The sequence below is a fragment of the Pseudomonas sp. SJZ078 genome (assembly GCF_007828255.1).
Taxonomy (GTDB): Bacteria; Pseudomonadota; Gammaproteobacteria; order Pseudomonadales; family Pseudomonadaceae; genus Aquipseudomonas.
This window is the reverse complement of record NZ_VIUG01000011.1, coordinates 137,296-156,974: the sequence shown is the minus strand read 5'-3', so window position 1 is coordinate 156,974 and position 19,679 is coordinate 137,296. Positions and strand designations below refer to the sequence as shown.

The 19,679-nt window shown below is 61.7% G+C and carries 16 protein-coding genes and 1 riboswitch; of the genes, 3 read left to right on the top strand and 13 right to left on the bottom strand.

Annotated features, from left to right (window positions below):
- Positions 1-128 precede the first annotated feature (128 nt).
- The 9 genes from FBY02_RS13045 to FBY02_RS13000 all read right to left on the bottom strand — a co-directional run bounded on the left by FBY02_RS13045 (position 129) and on the right by FBY02_RS13000 (position 10,640).
- The gene (locus FBY02_RS13045; RefSeq protein ID WP_144928161.1) at positions 129-839 is read right to left on the bottom strand and encodes a membrane integrity-associated transporter subunit PqiC; all 711 of its coding nucleotides are present in this window, start codon (positions 837-839) and stop codon (positions 129-131) included.
- A gap of 179 nt (positions 840-1,018) precedes the next feature.
- A complete protein-coding gene (gene parC / locus FBY02_RS13040; protein WP_144928160.1) occupies positions 1,019-3,283 on the bottom strand; it encodes a DNA topoisomerase IV subunit A in 2,265 nt (754 codons plus the stop codon).
- 84 nt (positions 3,284-3,367) lie between these two features.
- Positions 3,368-4,354 carry an esterase-like activity of phytase family protein gene (locus tag FBY02_RS13035; protein WP_144928158.1) on the bottom strand — a complete coding sequence of 329 codons (987 nt, stop codon included), beginning with the start codon at positions 4,352-4,354 and terminating at the stop codon, positions 3,368-3,370.
- Positions 4,354-6,258 carry a DNA topoisomerase IV subunit B gene (gene parE, locus FBY02_RS13030; RefSeq protein ID WP_144928155.1) on the bottom strand — a complete coding sequence of 635 codons (1,905 nt, stop codon included), beginning with the start codon at positions 6,256-6,258 and terminating at the stop codon, positions 4,354-4,356. Before parE ends, FBY02_RS13035 begins: the two co-directional genes overlap by 1 nt.
- 41 nt (positions 6,259-6,299) lie before the next feature.
- A complete protein-coding gene (locus FBY02_RS13025) occupies positions 6,300-6,908 on the bottom strand; it encodes a YqiA/YcfP family alpha/beta fold hydrolase (RefSeq protein ID WP_144928151.1) in 609 nt (202 codons plus the stop codon).
- Positions 6,909-7,420: 512 nt separating this feature from the next.
- A complete protein-coding gene (locus FBY02_RS13020; RefSeq protein WP_144928148.1) occupies positions 7,421-7,777 on the bottom strand; it encodes a DUF6124 family protein in 357 nt (118 codons plus the stop codon).
- 875 nt (positions 7,778-8,652) lie between these two features.
- Complete coding sequence (cpdA, locus tag FBY02_RS13010) at positions 8,653-9,468, bottom strand: 3',5'-cyclic-AMP phosphodiesterase (protein WP_144928142.1); 816 nt, start codon at positions 9,466-9,468, stop codon at positions 8,653-8,655.
- 111 nt (positions 9,469-9,579) lie between these two features.
- The gene (locus tag FBY02_RS13005) at positions 9,580-10,032 is read right to left on the bottom strand and encodes a DUF1249 domain-containing protein (RefSeq protein ID WP_024781420.1); all 453 of its coding nucleotides are present in this window, start codon (positions 10,030-10,032) and stop codon (positions 9,580-9,582) included.
- Positions 10,023-10,640: an NUDIX domain-containing protein gene (locus FBY02_RS13000; RefSeq protein WP_144928139.1), complete on the bottom strand. Its 618-nt coding sequence runs from the start codon at positions 10,638-10,640 to the stop codon at positions 10,023-10,025. Before FBY02_RS13000 ends, FBY02_RS13005 begins: the two co-directional genes overlap by 10 nt.
- A gap of 213 nt (positions 10,641-10,853) precedes the next feature.
- Here FBY02_RS13000 and FBY02_RS12995 point away from each other — a divergent pair, with 213 nt between their 5' ends.
- Positions 10,854-11,600: a DUF3298 domain-containing protein gene (locus FBY02_RS12995; RefSeq protein WP_144928136.1), complete on the top strand. Its 747-nt coding sequence runs from the start codon at positions 10,854-10,856 to the stop codon at positions 11,598-11,600.
- Here FBY02_RS12995 and cytX read toward each other — a convergent pair.
- Positions 11,569-12,861 (bottom strand): putative hydroxymethylpyrimidine transporter CytX, encoded by a 1,293-nt coding sequence (cytX, locus tag FBY02_RS12990; protein WP_144928133.1) that lies wholly within the window; start codon positions 12,859-12,861, stop codon positions 11,569-11,571. The genes FBY02_RS12995 and cytX overlap by 32 nt on opposite strands.
- A 171-nt stretch (positions 12,862-13,032) precedes the next feature.
- Positions 13,033-14,922: a phosphomethylpyrimidine synthase ThiC gene (thiC, locus tag FBY02_RS12985; protein ID WP_144928130.1), complete on the bottom strand. Its 1,890-nt coding sequence runs from the start codon at positions 14,920-14,922 to the stop codon at positions 13,033-13,035.
- Between the two features lie 159 nt (positions 14,923-15,081).
- Positions 15,082-15,187, bottom strand: a riboswitch (TPP riboswitch).
- 154 nt (positions 15,188-15,341) lie between these two features.
- Between thiC and FBY02_RS12980 the strand changes: the two genes are divergently transcribed.
- Positions 15,342-16,781 (top strand): TolC family outer membrane protein, encoded by a 1,440-nt coding sequence (locus FBY02_RS12980; protein ID WP_144928127.1) that lies wholly within the window; start codon positions 15,342-15,344, stop codon positions 16,779-16,781.
- 219 nt (positions 16,782-17,000) lie between these two features.
- Here the strand turns inward: FBY02_RS12980 and waaA are convergent, their stop codons facing one another.
- Entirely contained in the window at positions 17,001-18,275 is a 1,275-nt protein-coding gene (gene waaA, locus FBY02_RS12975; protein WP_144928124.1) for a lipid IV(A) 3-deoxy-D-manno-octulosonic acid transferase, read from the bottom strand.
- Between the two features lie 22 nt (positions 18,276-18,297).
- On the bottom strand, positions 18,298-19,188 hold the full coding sequence (locus FBY02_RS12970; protein WP_144928120.1) for a LysR family transcriptional regulator: 891 nt from the start codon (positions 19,186-19,188) through the stop codon (positions 18,298-18,300).
- A gap of 103 nt (positions 19,189-19,291) precedes the next feature.
- Here FBY02_RS12970 and FBY02_RS12965 point away from each other — a divergent pair, with 103 nt between their 5' ends.
- On the top strand, positions 19,292-19,624 hold the full coding sequence (locus FBY02_RS12965) for a multidrug efflux SMR transporter (RefSeq protein ID WP_144928118.1): 333 nt from the start codon (positions 19,292-19,294) through the stop codon (positions 19,622-19,624).
- The last annotated feature ends 55 nt before the right edge of the window (positions 19,625-19,679 follow it).

The following is a 19,679-nucleotide window of genomic DNA, read 5'->3' as shown; positions in this document are numbered from 1 at the left end:
ATGGGCATAAAAAATCCGATACCAGAGGACTGGTATCGGATTTTCTAGAAAGCCCGGCTTGGACTCAAATGCTTAAGTGAACAGCATTACGCATTAACGCGGGCTTTGTCTTGCATCCAATCCAGCGATCAGAACCTGAACACTTCCATGTCGGTACGAATCGGCAAGGCCATCGGGATCTTTGGCGACTTCTCCGGTTCAGCAGGCTTGGCCTGGGAAGGAGCCGCCTTGCGCGGTGCGGCCTCGACCAATGGAGGCTGGTTAGCCAATGGCTTGAGCGCCACGGACAACTGCTCGGCCAGCCGTTGCAGGAGAACGCCCTGAGCCTGGACCTGCGCAGCGGTACCGCCGGTATGTTGTTCTTGCAGATGAACGATGCGGTTCTCCCGGACTTTACCGCGACGGTCGATCAACCGCCATTGGGCATCGAGCACCGCCGGTTGCGATTCGCCCGAATCCAGGCGGGTGATCGACAGCAATACCTGGACATCCGGGGTAAAGCCCTGGGTGGCCGGCGCCAATACCACGCGCTGGCTGTCCAGGTGCCCGGCTACCTGGCGCAGCAGCAACTGGTCGATGTCCGAGGAGAGACTGCCGGCCCAGCGACCGTCAGTGGCGGCCTGCAGGCTACCGTCGGGTTGGCGTTGTAGCAGGGTTTCGCGTTGCAGGTAGTCGGCGATCGACACCGGGCCCAGCAATACAGCCATGCCCGCGCTCTGCGCAGGCTGGGCCGGGTTACCACTATCGAGCTGATACAGCGACACCGGCTGATGGACGCTGCAACCCGCCAGGCCAAGCAAGCCGGCGAGCCATAGAATAGGAAGGCGCAGAGCAGTCATCGTTCCATCCAGGTGGCGGCCACAAGGCTTACCACAGTGAAAAAATACTCGGTCATTATGAAGAACGCTCAGCCACGCCGGCGCTTGAAAGGGCCTATCATCCGTGAATATGCGTCCCGACTCCAGCGCGAAAGCATCGATCTGCGGCTTTTAATCGCAGACCGAGCCGTCTAGCACGCTTAATTCAGGTTTTCGACGAGCAGTGCATCGACCCGTTGGAAACCTCTTGGAAGCTTGTTGCCCCGCCGACCACGTTCACCTTTGTAATGCTCAAGATCGTCTGCTTTGAGTGAGAGCGTACGCTTTCCAGCCTGTAGCACAAGCGTGGCACCCTCCGGTAGCACTGCAATATCCGTGACATATTCTTCACGGCTGGCCACCCGTTCGCCGGAAATCCCGATGATCTTATTCCCTTTACCTTTACCTAATTGTGGCAGGTCGCTGATTTTGAAGACCAACAGCCTGCCTTCGGTCGTCACCGAAGCCAGCCAATTGTTATCCCGGTCGACGACCGGGCGCGGCGCGATGACCTTGGCGTTGTTTGGCAGGCTCAACAGCGCCTTGCCCGCCTTGTTCTTGGCTTGCAGGTCCTCACCCTTGACGACGAACCCGTAGCCGGCGTCCGACGCAATAACGTATAGCCCGTCATCATCAGGCATCAGCACGCACTCAAAAGTTGCACCCGGTGGTGGCGTCAGACGACCGGTCAGCGGCTCGCCCTGGCCGCGAGCCGATGGCAGGGTATGGGCTGCCACCGAATAACTGCGCCCCGTGGAATCGATAAACACCGCGAACTGGTTCGAGCGCCCAGGCGCCAGGGCCTTGAAACCGTCCCCGGCCTTGTAGGAAAGCCCCGCCGCGTCGATGTCGTGCCCCTTTGCAGAGCGCACCCAGCCTTTTTCGGAAAGCACGACGGTCACTTTCTCGTTCGGCAGCAGATCGTGCTCGCTCAGGGCCTTGGCTTCGGCGCGTTCGACAATCGGCGAACGACGGTCGTCGCCATAGGTTTCGGCGTCCTTGAGCAGCTCGGTGCGTACCAGCTTCTTGAGCTTGGCCTCGCTACCCAGCAAGGCCAGCAGCTTGGCCTGCTCCTTGAGCAATTCATCCTGCTCGGCCCGCAACTTCATCTCTTCCAGCCGCGCCAATTGCCGCAGGCGGGTGTCGAGGATGTAGTCGGCCTGGATTTCACTCAAGGCAAAGCGCTCGATCAGACTCGCCTTCGGATGCTCCTCGGTGCGGATGATGCGGATCACTTCGTCCAGGTTGAGGTAGGCAATCAGCAAACCGTCCAACAGGTGCAGGCGGCGCTCGACCTTGTCCAGGCGGAACTGCAGACGTCTGCGCACCGTTTTGACACGAAACTCCAGCCACTCCACCAGCAGCGCTCGCAGGTTCTTCAACTGCGGCTTGCCGTCCAAGCCAATGATGTTGATGTTGACCCGGTAGCTGGACTCCAGGTCGGTGCTGGCAAACAGGTGCTGCATCAAAGCGTCGTGGTCGACCCGGCTGTTGACTGGAATGATCACGATGCGGCATGGGTTCTCATGGTCCGACTCGTCACGCAAGTCGGCCACTTGTGGCGCTTTCGACGGTTTTGCCTGCATCATCGCGGCAATCTGCTCCAGCACCTTGGCCCCGGAGACCTGATGTGGCAGCGCGGTGACGATGATGTCGCCGTCTTCGATGTGATACACGGCGCGCATACGCACCGAACCGCGGCCGCTTTCGTAGATTTTCAGCAGGTCGGCGCGCGGGGTGATGATTTCCGCCTCGGTCGGATAGTCCGGGCCCTGGATGTGCTCGCAGAGCTGCTCCACCGTGGCTTTCGGATCGTCCAGCAGGCGCACACACGCCGTGGCCACTTCCCGCAGGTTGTGGGGCGGCACGTCAGTGGCCATGCCCACGGCAATGCCGGTGGTGCCATTGAGCAGGATATTCGGCAAACGTGCCGGCAATACCAGGGGTTCATCGAGGGTGCCGTCGAAGTTGGGCCCCCAGTCCGCCGTGCCCTGGCCCAGCTCGCTGAGCAGCACTTCGGAATAACGCGACAACCGCGCCTCGGTGTAACGCATGGCCGCGAACGACTTGGGATCGTCCGGTGCGCCCCAGTTACCCTGGCCATCCACCAAGGTGTAGCGGTAGCTGAACGGCTGGGCCATCAACACCATGGCTTCGTAGCAGGCCGAATCACCGTGAGGGTGGAACTTGCCGAGCACGTCACCGACGGTCCGCGCCGACTTCTTGTGCTTGGAATCGGCGTCCAGCCCCAACTCGCTCATGGCATAGACGATGCGCCGTTGAACCGGCTTCAAGCCGTCGCCGATGTGTGGCAAGGCGCGGTCCATGATCACGTACATGGAGTAATTGAGGTAGGCATTTTCGGTGAAGTCAGCCAGCGATCGGCGCTCTACGCCGTCCAAGCTGTCTGCAAGAATGTCGCTCATGCGGGCCTCATCAGTTCATTGTCTGGCGCAACGACATGGTGCCGTCGCGCTGGGTAGATTCAAATAGATTCAGGGACGGCCGGTTCATGGCGAGGCACTCCAGCCGCCATCGGGTGCGGCGAAACGCCAGATGATCGGCCGCTCCTCGCCGTCGGCCCGCGGCCCGTCATTGTTGTCCAGGCCAACCCAGGCGCCGGTGGCATCCACCACCAGGGCCTCGGCCAGCCCGTAGGCCTGGGAATAACGGCGATTGTCCTGCAGGGCTTCGGCGGCGAATGACCAGCAGCGCTCGACTTCGGCGCTCTGGAGGTCGCGTCGGCAGATCTGATAGGCGTTGCGTTCCAGGGTGAAAAGCTTGCCATTGAACAGTGACAGGTCGGCAAAGTCCCGGGACACGGCCTTGGCGTTGGGAAACTGCGCCGGCTGCATTTCCTGCCCCGCTTCGCTCAACAGCACACAATGACCATCACAGTCCCATACTGTTTGCTGACGCTTGATCAACAGCAAGCCACGTCGCTCCCGCTCCGCCGCCAGCCACAAGCGGTCCCCGGCCGGGTTCACCGCCAGTCCTTCGAACAGCGCATTGAAATGCAACAACATGCCGCTGGCACGGGCCTCGCGGATCATCGTCGGTGCAATCTTCAACCAGGAGACTTCGCCCAACGGCGGCACCTGCAACACGGCGGCATGGGACTCGCTGACCACATAACGATTGCCGGCGCTGTCGCAACTGATGCCTTCGAAATCCAGTTCGCCACCGCGCAGGAACGACGCCGCCCAGGTACGTGATCGCAGCCCCCAGGGCAAGCCGCTGTCCGGCGCCTGCGGCACGTCGATGATCAACGCCTGGGCAGGCCAGGCCCCATCACCGGAAGTATCCAGGCGATAAATGCGATCATCGTCGCGATCCGACACTGTCCACATCTCATCGCCGCAAAGGGCCAGGCCGGACAGATTGCCGCCGCGCATGCCGTCGACAGCGTGCTCGGACAGCAATTTCAGTTCCGGTGCAGGCCCCGCGAAGATGGCCCCCGCCCACAGCAACAACGCCAGGGCGAAACCGTTGCGCATCAGGCCAGTACCTCGGCCAGGTCGCCCTTGGATTCGAGCCAGGACTTGCGATCACCGGCGCGTTTCTTCGCCAGCAGCATGTCCATGATTTCCGAGGTCGCGGCGAAATCGTCGAGGGTCAGTTGCACCAGGCGACGGGTGTTCGGGTCCATGGTGGTTTCGCGCAACTGCGGCGGGTTCATCTCGCCCAGGCCTTTGAATCGGGTGACCTGCGGTTTGCCGCGCTTCTTCTCGGCCACCAGCCGGTCGAGGATGCCGTCACGCTCGGCTTCGTCCAGGGCGTAGTAAATATCCTTGCCCAGATCGATGCGGTACAGCGGCGGCATGGCGACGTAGACATGACCGGCGTCCACCAGCGGACGGAAATGCTGGACGAACAAGGCGCACAGCAAGGTTGCGATGTGCAGGCCGTCGGAGTCGGCGTCAGCGAGGATGCAGATCTTGCCGTAGCGCAGCTGGCTCATGTCCTCGGCACCCGGATCGACTCCGATGGCCACGGCGATGTTATGCACTTCCTGGCTGGCCAGTACTTCGCTGCCGTCCACTTCCCAGGTGTTGAGGATCTTGCCCCGCAGCGGCAGGATCGCCTGGAACTCCTTGTCCCGCGCCTGCTTGGCCGAGCCACCGGCGGAGTCACCTTCCACCAGGAACAGCTCGGAACGCATCGGGTCCTGCCCGGCGCAATCGGCGAGCTTGCCCGGCAACGCCGGCCCCTGGGTGATGCGCTTGCGCTCGACCTTCTTGCTGGCCTTGAGGCGACGGCCGGCGTTGCTGATCGCCAGCTCCGCCAGGGCCAGGCCGGTTTCCGGGTTGGCGTTGAGCCACAGGCTGAACGCATCCTTGACCACACCGGACACGAAGGCCGCCGCTTCACGGGACGACAGGCGTTCCTTGGTCTGCCCGGAGAACTGTGGCTCCTGCATCTTCATCGACAGCACGAAGGCAATGCGCTCCCATACGTCCTCCGGCGCCAGCTTCACCCCACGGGGCAGCAGGTTGCGGAACTCGCAGAACTCACGCATCGCGTCGAGCAGGCCCTGGCGCAAGCCGTTGACGTGGGTACCGCCCTGGGCCGTGGGGATCAGGTTGACGTAGCTTTCCTGGACGCTTTCGCCACCTTCGGGCAGCCATAACAACGCCCAGTCCACGGCTTCCTTGTTACCGGCCAGGCTGCCGCAGAACGGTTCGTCGGGCAGCCGCTCAAAACCACTGACCGCGTCCACCAGGTAAGAGCGCAAGCCATCTTCGTAATGCCACTCGACTTTCTCGCCGGTGGCCTTGTCCTCGAAGCTGACCAACAGCCCCGGGCACAACACGGCCTTGGCCTTGAGCACATGCTTGAGGCGGCTGACGGAGAACTTCGGTGAGTCGAAATACTTCGGATCCGGTGCGAAGTACACGCTGGTGCCGGTGTTGCGCTTGCCGACGCTGCCGATCACCTCCAGCTCGGTGGCCTTGTAGCCGTCGGCAAAGGTCATCTGGTATTCGTTGCCGTCACGCTTGACCCGCACCCGGACCTGGGTCGACAAGGCGTTGACCACGGAAATACCCACCCCGTGCAGACCGCCGGAGAACTGGTAATTCTTGTTGGAAAACTTGCCGCCCGCATGGAGCTTGGTGAGGATCAGCTCGACGCCCGACACCCCCTCTTCGGGGTGAATGTCCACCGGCATGCCACGGCCGTCATCGCTGACCTCCAGCGAATGGTCGGCGTGCAGGATGACCTGCACCGATTTGGCGTGGCCGGCCAAGGCTTCGTCGACACTGTTGTCGATGACTTCCTGGGCGAGGTGGTTCGGCCGACTGGTGTCGGTGTACATGCCGGGGCGCTTGCGCACCGGGTCGAGGCCCGAGAGGACTTCGATGGCGTCTGCGTTATAAGAGCTAGCGCTGGGAGTGGCCATGGGGTCTCGTCGTCAGTGTTCGAATAAAAAGGGGCGATGGCTCACAGCGAGGTGAAGTCGATCGCCTGGTACAAATCGGCGCCAATACCGGCAAAATTCAATAGGGCCGGCAACTGTTGGGCAAACCCCTGGAAACTGTGATCGCCGCCGGCCTGGATGCGCAAGGCACAGGCACGGTAGTACTGCTGGGCGTGGCGATAATCCAGCGTTTCGTCACCGGTTTGCAACCATACCTGATACCGCTGCGGATCCTGGGGCGCCGGCACTTCCAACGTGGCCAGGGCCGTGACGTGGTCGTGGGTCAATTCCCAGGTTTCATCGGTGTACAGATTCTTTTGCGTGCCCAGGTAACCGTCGAACATCCGATGGGGGCTGACCGCAGGGTTGATCAACAGTGCCTTGAGGCCGTGGCGCTCGGCCAAGTGAGTCGCATAGTAGCCGCCGAGCGAGCTGCCGACCAGCAGCGGACGGCCCAGTTGTGTAATCGCCTGTTCCAGCTGGGCCATGGCTTCGCGGGGGTGGTGGTGCAGGGCTGGCACTTGCAGTCGGTCGGCCAGGCCCAGGCGGGTCATCACGTCGATGAGTTGACGGGCCTTGGTCGAGGCTGGGGCGCTGTTGAAGCCGTGGATGTAGAGGATCGAGGCCGACATGCCAACTTCCTATGTGTGAGAGGCAAAGGTCGGAGTTTACAGGGAGTTTGTGGCGGTTTGGGGGGATTTGCCTTCTTATAGCTGCCTCATCTCTGTCGGTTGTACGTCGATCCAATGGTGGGAGCGAGCCTGCTCGCGATGGCTGTGTGTCAGTCTGTGTGGTTTTTTTGACCGGGTACATATCCATTGCTGCGGTAACGGCTACTTAGGGTTCCGCCCTGACGGCGGCTCACTTTTTTTCAGACGCCAAAAAAAGTAAGCAAAAAAGGCTTCGCCCCACCACTGGGCACCTCGCCAAGGCTCGGCGTTCCCTCACTCCGGCATTGCTCCGTGGGCCCGCCGCGAAGGGCCATCCATGGCCCAGCGCGGCTAACCCGGCATCCATGCCGGGTTACCCACTACGCAATGCCTGCGTTCGGCCCTTGTGGTTAACGGGGCGTCCAAGATCAAAAGCCAAAGCAAGAGCAAGAGCAAAAGCAAAAGCAAAAGCAAAAGCAAAAAGGTTGTCTGGCCTATCGGGGGTCGACGACGTCCAGCGCTCGGTTTGCCAGCAGCTCACTGAGTTCGACCATCTGCTGGACGCCGAAAGCTATATGCCGGTTGGAGCCTTCCAGGTTGAAGGCCAGGTCGCTGAGCATCGCATTGGCCGAGGCCAGGGTTTCGCTGAGGTTGGCCAGGAGGGTTTCGCTGTCCAGGTCTTCGACGACGGTGAATAGCTGACCGGGGGATGGTTTCTTTTTGGCCTGGGGTTCTGGGGCGAGGTAGAAGTTGAGGGCGCGTTCGGCGGCTTCGTCGAGTTTTTTGGTGTCGAGGCCGGTGTGGGGTGAGGTGGGATCGGTTTTTGGGGGATTGGGGGTAACTTTGAACATGGTGAGATTCCTTTTACCAAGTGGAACCGCCACGTCTCGTTTTCCAGTCGAGAGGTGGCAGCTATGCGAGGGCTGGAAAAACCGAGGTAAAAGGCAAACCCGGCAGACTCGAAAGTCTCCCACGCACAGCCGCCATAACGCAGAACTGCACAGATAAAGCACGGCAGTATCTCACGTGGTGCGCTGTTACGCCTTTTACTCTTCGGGTTTTCCAGGCCCGGTCGCTGAATTGCAGCGACCGAAAAAGGTTAGCGAGTCCCCTTCCCACCCGGCAACCGCCAGAGATCGTCGGAAAAATCTGCCTGGACGTCCGACCATTCCCACAGATTTAGGTCGACTGTTAAGCCGCCATCGCGAGCAGGCTCGCTCCCACAGTGGGACGAGGTATGGCCCAAGAGACAGGTCGGTCTTTAGGACGCCTTCGCGGGCAAGCCCGCTCCCACAGGGGACCAAGGTCAGCCGCAAGAACAGGCCGGCCATAAGGCCGCCTCGCCGTTGCTTTTGCTTTTGCTTTTGCTTTTGATCTTTGGGCCCCGTTAACCACGACGGCCGAACGCAGGCATTGCGTAGTGGGCAACCCGGCATGGATGCCGGGTTAGCCGCGCTGGGCCATGGATGGCCCTTCGCGGCGGGCCCACGGAGCAATGCCGGAGTGAGGGTACACCTCGCCTTGGCGAGGTGCCGAGTGGTGGGGCCAAGCCTTTTTGGTTACTTTGGGCTGGGCCGGCATACCGGCGTTTGCCAAAAGTAACCCGCTGTAAGAGCGGAACCGTAAGTGGCCGTTACCGCAGAAATGGATATGTACCGATAAATCCAGGCCGACTATCAGGCCGCCTTCGCGAGCAAGCCCGCTCCCACAGGTGAAACGGGAAAACTCAGTACCCCTCAGCCCCATAGTCAACCGCAAAAGCAAACCCTACCACCCGCTCAACCCCCGTCTCCAACCGCCCATCCGGCCAAAGCCGCAACCACCGATACCCCGGCGCCTGCTCCCCCACCGCAAAATCCTCACTCCCCGGCTCAAACTGAATACACGTCGAAGGCGAAGCCAACAACCGCACCCCATTGCGCTGCTGATCCACCTCCTGATGCACATGCCCCCACAACACCGCCCGCACCTGCGGAAACCGATCCAACACCGCAAACAACGCATCCGGATTACGCAACCCGATGGGCGCCATCCACTCACACCCGATCGACACCGGATGATGATGCAGACACACCAGATGATGCCGCTCCGGCGCCTCGCTCAAGGCATTGGCCAACAGGATCAACTGCTCCTGCGCGAGAAACCCCGGCACCGAGCCGGGCACCGCAGAATCCAGCAGCGTGATACGCCAATTCCCGATGTCCACCACCGGATCGAGCAGCATGCTCTTGACCGCCGCCTCGAGCATGACCTGCGGCTCGTCATGGTTACCCGGAATCCAACGCGCCGGCGCGTCGATCCGCGCGCTCATCTGCCGGAAAGCCTCATAGGATTGCAGCGTCCCGTCCTGGGATAAATCCCCGGTGGCAAGCATCAGGTCGATGTTCGGCTGTTGCTCCAGGACCAGGTCAATGACCGCCCGCAGGCTGTCGCGGGTGTTCATGCCCAGCAACGAAGCGTCGGCCTCGGCGAACAGGTGGCTGTCGGACAGTTGGACCAGCAACACCGGATCGGCGGTGGTCAGGGTGGATACGCTCGGCAAATCGCTCGCTCCCAGGCGCGATCACGCCATTGGATGAAGTCGCAATTATGCTGGGGATGATCAAAAGGGGAAACCCGCGAACCGGAACCGGTTCACAGACAGCGCACTGCACTAGCGAACCACTTCGAACTCGTGACCCAGCGCCAGGCAATGACTCAGCCATTCACCCAGGAACAGATTCAACTGGGCCTTTTCGTCCGGCTGGTGCATCGAGGCATTGGGGTAAGGATAGATGCCACGAAAGCGTCTTGCATGCTCGGCGCTCACCACTTCGGCCATGCGCGCATCGTGATAGACCTGAACCTCCAGTTGCGGCACCGGCAGCCAGGGCAGGCTGTGTTCCTGGCGCACTTGCAAGGTGGTGGTGTATGGGCAGGTCTGCAGCACTTCGAGCGCCAGCACGCCGAGCATCTGATCACCATGAGTCACGGCGATGCGCCGCGGCGCCGGGTCGTTGCGCATGTCCGGCAACAAGCGCATCAGGCGGGCGTAGTTGGCCTCGCAGGCGGCTTGCAGCCCGACCAGATCGACGCGATAGCGATCGCGCAGCTTGCTTAAGACCATAGCCCCCTCACTTCATCGCGATTCAAGGCCAGCCATTGCAAGGCAATGATGCTGGCCGCGTTGCAGATACGCCCGTCGCGCACCGCCTGCAAGGCATCCTCGAAAGCCCAGGCCTTCACGCGAATGTCTTCGGCTTCCTCTACAAGCCCGTGCAGGCCTCCGGCCCCCGTGCTGTCGCAACGCCCCAGGTAAAGATGGACAAACTCGTCGCTGCCGCCCGGCGATGGAAAATACTTGGTCATCGGCCAAAGCGCAGCGAAGTCCAGCCCAGCTTCCTCCTGCGCTTCACGATGAGCAACTTCTTCCGGTTGTTCGTCCTTGTCGATCAGGCCCGCCACCAGCTCCACCAGCCAAGGATTGGGACTCTTGCCCATGGCGCCGACCCGAAACTGTTCGATCAGCACCACCTCATCGCGCTGCGGGTCGTAGGGCAAAACGCACACTGCATCATGGCGCACGAACAATTCGCGACTGATGACACGGCTCATACCGCCGGCGAACAACTCATGGCGCAGTTGGACGCGATCGAGCTTGTAGAAACCCTGATAGCAGCTGTCGCGTTTGACAATGTCCACGGTGGTCGGTGTGGCGTTGGCGAAATCAGTCATGGCAGTCCTCGTCTGGAGCAATCGATGCGAGGTTCCTACCTCGGCTTCGCGCCATCCTAACGCGCCGATACCTTTTGATGCAGCCCCTTTCCTCTCATCGGGATGGACGGCTGAACATGAAAGAATTCTAATGAGCTTAGTGGCGAACTGATTGCCCTGCTGACAGTCGAAGCGGGTAACTTTTTGCCTTTCCCTGTTTCATGAAGGACGCCCATGTCGCTTTTCAGAATCGCTTCGCTGGCCGCCATTGCCCTGACACTGGGTGCTTGCCAAAGCCTGTTCCAACCCAACTACCGCACGCCACTGGAAACCACCCGCGATGCCTCGGAACAATTGCAACCAGGCTGCGCCAGTGCCGACTGCCCATTGGTGAACATCGACACCGTGCACTTTCCTGCCGAACCGGCCCTGGACGGGATCGTCGAAAAACGCCTGCTGCAAATGACCCGCACCACACCCGACACCCCGGCGGCGCCTACCCTGGCAGCCTACCGCGAGCAGTTCTTGCGCAGCGCGCCACCGCGCACCAGCAGCTACTTGCAGGCCAAGGTACGTGAACAACATGACGGCCTGGTGATCATCGAGTTGTCCAGTTACCTGGACACCGGCGGCGCCCATGGCACACCGGGGCGCGGTTTCATCAATTATTCGCGCCAGCAACACAAGGTACTGGCGCTGTCGGACATGCTGCTGCCGGGCCAGGAAGAAGCCTTCTGGAAAGCGGCCCAGGTGGCGCATAACAGCTGGCTGATCAGCACCAAGCTGGATCAGGAGCCGGAGTTCCTGAAGCAGTGGCACTTCCAGAAAACCCAGAACGTGGCGCTGACCTACGGCGGGGTGATCCTCAAGTACGAAACCAGCACCATTGCGCCTTACGCTCTGGGCCACATCGAACTGAAGATCGCTTACCCGCGCCTCAATGGCATTCTCAAGCCCGAGCTGTTTCCCGGCCGTAGTTGAAAGCCCGACCCAGCAACAGCTGCAGCAGCCCTGCCAGGACCAGCGACGGCAGGGTTGCGCCAACATCCGGGTAGAAATTGGCCAGCACGTGATAAGTGCTCACTCCACCCAGCCAGGCCAACAGTGCCGGCCAGCGCAACGCGGCTGACACCACCTGGCTGCCGCGTTTACGCAGGATGAAATGGTCCACCAGCACCACGCCGAACAGCGGCGCGAACACCGAGCCGATCAGCAACAGGAAGTTCTGGTACTGCGCCAACGGCGCGAAGCAGGCGATCAGGGTGCAGATGACGCCAATCGCCAACGCCAGGTGCTCGACCTTCAACCCTGACAACATGCCGCTGGACACCGCCGCCGAGTGAATATCGGCAAACGCGTTTTCCGACTCGTCCAGCAGAATCAGCAGCAGTGGAATGCCCAATCCAGCGCCCGCCAGGGCCAGCAACAGCGCGTTGACTTCGCCGCTCGGTGCGAACGCCAGGGTGTAGGCGACGCCCAGGCTCATCAGCCAGAAATTACCGATGAAGAATCCCAGCGCCGTGCCACCGAAGACATTCCTGGCGCGTTTGCCGAAGCGTGAGTAGTCGGCGATCAGCGGTAGCCAGGACAACGGCATGGCAATCGCGATATCGAAGCCCACGGCCAAGGGCATCGAGCCGTCGCCGGCCTGAGCCCACAGTGCCGCCAGGTCGGCCTTGGCGAACAGGTTCCAGGTCAGCCAGGTGCACGCAGCCAGCAGCAGCCAGATGCCCCACTTGCGCAGCACTTTACGCACGAAGGTCAGCGGCCCGCTCACCGCGAGCAAGGTGGCCAGGGCACCGAAGAACAAGGTCCACAGCAGCGGGTTCGCCCCGAGACTGCCTTCGCTGAAGGCCCGGGCGCCCAGCAGGCTGGCGGCGTCGCGCATGACGATGATTTCGAACGAGCCCCAGCCGATCAGTTGCAGCAGGTTCAACACCGCCGGCACGCTCGCGCCCTTGCTGCCCAGGCTGAGCTTGAGGGCAGCCATGGCCGACAGGCCGGTATCGCTGCCGATCACCCCGACGGCCGCCAACAGCAGGACGCCCACCAGCGTGCCGAGGAAGATCGCCAGCAACGAACCGCTCAGGCCCAGGCCCGGCGCCAGCAAGGCACCGACCTGCAAGACCATCAGGCCGATGCCGAGGGAAAACCACAGAGAGAAGAGATCGCGGGCGCCGAAGACGCGTTTGTCCAGGGGCACGGCGATGTCTGGGGAGTAGGTGCTGGGTTGGATGTTCAAGGGTTGTTATCTCAGAGGAGTATTTGTTGTTCTGATAATCGCCTTCGCGAGCAAGCCCGCTCCCACAGTGGACCTGCTGTGAACACAAAAGCTGCGTACACCAATGATCTACTGTGGGAGCGGGCTTGCTCGCGAAGGCGGCGGTGAAGTCACCGCCACCTTAGGCTCACATCACACTTTCTTGTAAAGCTGACTGCCTTCCTGCTTGAACCGCTCAGCCTGTTCCGCCATCCCTTGGGCGACGTCCACATCCACCGCCTCAATGCGCTGGTTGGCCGCGTATTCGCGCACTTCCTGGGTAATCTTCATCGAGCAGAACTTCGGCCCGCACATCGAGCAGAAATGCGCCACCTTGGCCGAGTCCTTCGGCAGGGTTTCGTCGTGGTACGCGCGAGCGGTGTCCGGGTCCAGGCCGAGGTTGAACTGGTCTTCCCAGCGGAACTCGAAACGCGCCTTGCTCAGGGCGTTGTCGCGGATCTGCGCGCCCGGGTGACCTTTGGCAAGGTCGGCCGCGTGGGCGGCGATCTTGTAGGTGATGATCCCGGTTTTCACGTCATCCTTGTTCGGCAACCCCAGGTGTTCTTTCGGGGTCACGTAGCAGAGCATGGCGCAGCCGAACCAGCCGATCATCGCCGCGCCGATGCCGGAGGTGATGTGGTCGTAGCCCGGCGCGATGTCGGTGGTCAGCGGGCCGAGGGTGTAGAACGGCGCCTCGTCGCAGCACTCCAGCTGCTTGTCCATGTTCTCCTTGATCAACTGCATCGGCACGTGACCCGGGCCTTCGATCATGCACTGTACGTCGTGCTTCCAGGCGATCTTGGTCAGCTCGCCGAGGGTTTCCAGCTCGCCGAACTGCGCTTCGTCGTTGGCGTCGGCAATCGAGCCCGGACGCAGGCCATCGCCCAGCGAGAAGCTGACGTCGTAGGCCTTCATGATTTCGCAGATGTCTTCGAAGTGGGTGTAGAGGAAGTTTTCCTTGTGGTGCGCCAGGCACCACTTGGCCATGATCGAACCGCCACGACTGACGATGCCGGTGACGCGCTTGGCGGTCATCGGCACATAGCGCAGCAGCACGCCGGCGTGGATGGTGAAGTAGTCGACGCCCTGCTCGGCCTGTTCGATCAGCGTGTCACGGAACAGCTCCCAGGTGAGGTCTTCGGCCACGCCGCCGACTTTCTCCAGGGCCTGGTAGATTGGCACGGTGCCGATAGGCACTGGCGAATTGCGGATGATCCACTCGCGGGTTTCGTGGATGTGCTTGCCGGTGGACAGGTCCATCACCGTGTCCGAGCCCCAGCGAATGCCCCAGGTCAGCTTCGCCACTTCTTCTTCGATGGACGAACCCAGGGCGCTGTTACCGATGTTGCCGTTGATCTTCACCAGGAAGTTACGGCCGATGATCATCGGTTCCAGTTCGGTGTGGTTGATGTTGGCCGGGATGATCGCGCGGCCACGGGCGATTTCCTCACGGACGAATTCCGGGGTGATGACCTTCGGGATGCTGGCGCCGAAGCTGTGGCCGGCGTGTTGCTGGTCCAACAGGCCGGCGGCGCGGGCCACTTCCAGCTTCATGTTCTCGCGGATGGCGACATATTCCATCTCGGCGGTGATGATGCCTTTGCGCGCGTAGTGCATCTGGCTGACGTTGGCGCCCGGCTTGGCGCGACGCGGGTTGTTCACGTGGGCGAAGCGCAGCTTGGTCAGCTCCGGGTCAACCAGGCGCTCCTGGCCGAAGTTGGAGCTCAGGCCGGCCAGGCGCTCGGTGTCGCCACGGGCCTCGATCCACGGCGAACGCACGTCGGCCAAGCCCTTGCGCACGTCGATGATCACGTTCGGGTCGGTGTAGGGCCCCGAGGTGTCGTAGACCGTCACCGGCGCGTTGATTTCACCGCCAAAGTCGGTGGGGGTCACGTCGAGGCTGATCTCGCGCATGGGCACGCGAATATCCGGGCGGCTGCCCTGGATATAGATTTTTTGCGAGCGGGTAAAAGGCTGAACCGATTGCTGATCGACCTGGGCCGAATCACTGAGGTTGGTCGCGTTTTTTGATTTTGTCGTCATCACGGGCTCTCCAGACACACATCCAGGCAGTGGATTTTTGTCGGAGCGAACCTGTAACGAATGGACGCATCCCATCACGGTTGTGTGGATGCTGTGCTTGATGCAAGACGGTTCGATTGTCGAACAACATCCCGGACGAAGCACAAGAGGACTCGCCGGGTGACGAGAAATCTTGTTCCCTACGCAGGCGCTAACCTGATCAGGTTCAACGGGATCCGAAATTATTCGATCTCAGCCTCATAGCAAGGCACCCCGACAAGAACCCGGCCAGTCTAGACACAACCACGAGAGAACGCCATCGCCGCAGCAAAAGGCGTGATGAATGGCGCATATACAGGATTGTTGCCGTGCGCATGCGCAACTACACTCGCTACGCCGCGCCTCTTGTGCGCTACTCATCGTAAAATAGGGATCGCCTCATGCTGCGCAAACTCTCACTGGCCCTCGCCGTGTCTTGTGCGTCCAATGGAATGGCCTGGGCTGCCGAAGCGCCCCTCACCACCAAGACCGATCTGGTAAGCGTGTATCAGGAGGCAGTGGACAACAACGCCGATCTCGCCGCCGCCCGTGCCCAATATGGCGCCCAGAAGGAAGTGGTACCTCAGGCGCGCGCCGGGTTGCTGCCCAACCTGTCGGCCGGTGCCGACCTGAACAACACCCGGACCCAGCTCGACGAGCCGTCAATGAACGCTACTCGCAGCGCCACGGTATACCAGGCCACGCTGTCGCAGCCGATTTTCCGGGCCGACCGCTGGTTCCAACTACAGGCGGCAAAGTCCGTCAACGAACAAGCGTCGCTGCAACTGTCGGCCACCGAGCAGAACATGATCCTGCAAAGCGCCGAGAGTTATTTCAACGTGCTGCGCAGCCAGGACAACCTGGCCTCGACCAAGGCTGAAGAAGCGGCCTTCAAGCGTCAGCTCGACCAGTCCAACGAACGCTTCGACGTCGGCCTGTCGGACAAGACCGACGTGCTGCAATCCCAGGCCAGCTACGACACTGCCCGCGCCAACCGGATTCTGGCCCAGCGCCAGGTCGAGGATGCGTTCGAAGCACTGATCACCCTGACCAACCGCCAGTACAACTCGATCCAAGGCATCGTCCACACGCTGCCGATCCTGCCGCCGGTGCCGAATGACGCCAAGGCCTGGGTCGACACCGCAGCCAGGCAGAACCTCAACCTGCTGGCCAGCAACTACGCCGTCGACGCCGCCGAAGACACCCTGCGTCAACGCAAGGCCGGTCATGCGCCCACGCTCGACGCGATAGCCCAGTACAAAAAAGGCGACAACGATGGCTTCGGCTTTACCAACCCGAGCCTGACCGGCCAGCGTTACGGTGGCGATGCCGAGCAGCGCACCATCGGCCTGCAGTTGAGTATTCCGATCTACAGCGGCGGGCTGACCAGCTCCCAGGTGCGCGAGTCCTACTCGCAACTCACCCAGACCGAACAGCAGCGCGAAGGCCTGCGCCGGCAGGTGGTGGAAAACACTCGCAACCTGCACCGCGCGGTGAACACCGACGTGGAACAGGTCCAGGCCCGGCGCCAGTCGATCATTTCCAACCAGAGTGCGGTAGAGGCCACAGAGATCGGTTACCAGGTGGGCACGCGCAACATCGTCGATGTGCTGGATGCCCAGCGCCAGCTGTACACCTCGGTGCGCAACTACAACAACGCCCGCTACGACTACATCCTCGACAACCTGCGCCTCAAACAGGCCGCCGGCACCCTCAGCCCGGCCGACTTGCAGGACCTGTCGCGCTACCTCAAGCCTGACTACAACCCCGACCGGGACTTCCTGCCGCCGGACCTGGCGCAGGCTGCCGCGGAGCAGTTGCGTTCGCGGCCGAATCAGTAAAACGGCAGTTGAATTTTGTGGCGAGGGGATTTAGCGAAACGTCGCACCGCCCCGCTGGGCTGCGCAGCAGCCCCAAAGCCTGACGGCGCGGTGTGTCAGATGGTTTAGATGGGGGATGCTTCGCACCCAACGGGGCGGTGCGACGTTTCGCTAAACCGCCACAGGTAGATCTCCGGCCATCGATAATCGCCACAACAGCGTTCGTCAGATACAGGCTGATCAGCCGATCAACCGCCCCAACCCATCCAACAACCGCTGCAACGCCCCCTGGTTGCGGCGCATCACCGCAAGCCCTGCCTCAGCCATGCGCTGTGCATCCCGAGGCAGTTCGAACAGGCGCTGTATCGCCCAGGCCAGACTCTGGGCATCTTCGACTTCCTGCAACGCCCCGGCACTGCGCAGTTGCGCGGCGATTTCGAGGAAGTTGAACAGGTGCGGCCCGCTGAGCACCGGTTTCGACACCGCCGCCGGTTCCAGCAGATTGTGGCCGCCGTTGGGCACCAGGCTGCCGCCCACGAAAGCGCTATCGGCCAGCGCGTAGAGGAACAGCAGCTCGCCCATGGTGTCGCCCAGCAACACCGAAGTTTGCGCGGTAACGGGCTGCGCGCTGGAACGCCTGACCGTGGCAAAGCCTTCGCTTTCACACAACCGGTGCACCGTGTCGAAACGCTCGGGATGACGCGGCACCAGGATCAGCAACGCATCGGGGTAACTGTCGAGTAGCCGACGGTGCGCGGCCAGCACCACCTCGTCTTCGCCCTCATGGGTGCTCGCAGCGATCCAGACCGGGCGATCCGTCGCCTGCCATTGGCTACGCAGGGCACTGGCGCGTTCGAGCAGTTGCGGGTCGATGGTCAGGTCGTACTTGATGGAACCGGTAACCTCGACGGTCTCGGCCCGAGCGCCCAACTGGCGGAAACGTTCGGTCTCGGCTTCGGTCTGGACGGCAAACAGGCTCATCTCGGCCAGCATCGGCCGGGTGAGTTTGGGGAAGCGGGCATAGCCCCGGGCCGAACGCTCCGACAAACGCGCATTCGCCAAGGCCACCGGAATACCGCGCTTGGCGCATTGATGGATGTGGTTGGGCCACAGCTCGGTTTCCATGATCACGGCCAGCGTCGGTCGAACCCGATCAAGAAAACGCCTGGCAGCGCACGGCAGGTCGTAAGGCAAATAACAATGCTGAATGCGCGGCTCATTGGCGAATAACGCCTGGATCCGCTCCGAGCCCGTGGGCGTCATGCAGGTTACCGTGATCGGCAACTGTGGATAGCGCTGCAACAGGGCGCGAATCATCGGCGCGGCGGCGATGCTTTCGCCCACCGATACCGAATGGACCCATATGCCTCCCTGGGCCATGACCGGCAACCCCCAGGAAAACCGCTCGCCGATGCGCCGGGCATACGCCGGCGCCTTGCGTGCGCGCAACCACAGTCGAATCGCTACCAATGGCAGCCCCAGGTAAAACAATGCGCTATAGAGAGTTCTGTTCATGGCGGCGGAGTTTATCGGTTTTTCAGCCGATCGCCTGCAACTGCACGGCAAAACGTTCCGCCAGCCAGCGCGCGGCCGGGCCAAGGGGTTCGTCACGGCGCCAGACCAGCTCTACCACGAGCGCCGGTGGGGTCCATTCACTGTTGAGTTCGACCATATCGCCCAGGTACGCCGGATACTGCACTACGTGCCTCGGCAGCCAGGCCCAGCCCAGGCCACTTCTCAGCCATTCGGCCAGGACATAGAAACTGTCGGCGCGCCAGACCTGCGGGCTGGCCTGCTCGCTGCCGGGGTAGACGCTGGACTGGGTCGCCATCAACAACTGCCGGTGCCGGGCCATTTCCCGGCAGGACACATAGTCGTGGCTGGCCAGTGGATGCCCCTTGCTGCACACCGTAACCATCTCGACGCTGCCCAACACTCGGCGCTCCAGTGCTTCAGGGATCTGGTCGTGGTAGAACAACAAGCCCAGGTCAGCGCGACGCTCCACCAGTTTGCGCGCCACATCGCCCTGGGCGGCACTGGCCAGTTGCACCTCAAGGGTGGGGAATTGCTCGGCCAATGCCGCCAGGCTGTCGATGACCGGTTGATAGGGCATGGCCTCGTCCTGGGCCAGGCGCAGCGACGCTTCCTGACCGCGCATCAAGGCCAGGGCCCGGCCATTGAGGCGCTCACATTGGCGCAACACCTCCCGCGCTTCCTCCAGCAATGCCTCGCCAGCATCGGTGAGCTGCGGTTGGCGGCCGCTGCTGCGCTCGAACAGGCTCACGCCCAAATCGGTTTCCAGCAATGCAATCGCACTGCTGACGGCCGATTGGGCCTTGCGCTGATCCCGGGCCACCGCGGAAAAAGAACGCTTTTCGGCGACCCCCACGAACAGGCGCAATTGCTCAAGGTTCCATTCAACGTTCATGCCCCAACCTATCTCTTTAACAGATAGGTAATGACTTTACCGCATCTAGCCACGCACTAGAATGGCGACATCGAAAGACGCACCAGCCAATGAGGTTTCGCCCATGAACGCTTACTACTACCTCGCTATTGCCATCTGCGCCGAAGTGATCGCTACCGTTTCGATGAAAGCAGTAAAAGGCCTGAGCACACCCCTGCCCCTGATGCTGGTGATCGCAGGCTATGGCATCGCTTTCTGGCTGTTGACCCTGGTGGTACGCACCGTCCCGGTGGGCGTGGCGTATGCGGTCTGGGCCGGGATGGGAATCGTCATGGTCAGCGTCGCGGCGCTGTTCATCTACGGACAGAAGCTGGACGTGCCGGCGATGCTGGGGATGGCGTTGATTGTGCTGGGGGTGGTGGTGATCCAGCTGTTCTCCAAGACTGCCGGGCATTGAAGCTGCAAGCCAGGGACAGCCTCTCGCTTGTAACTTGAAGCTTGAAGCTTGAAAC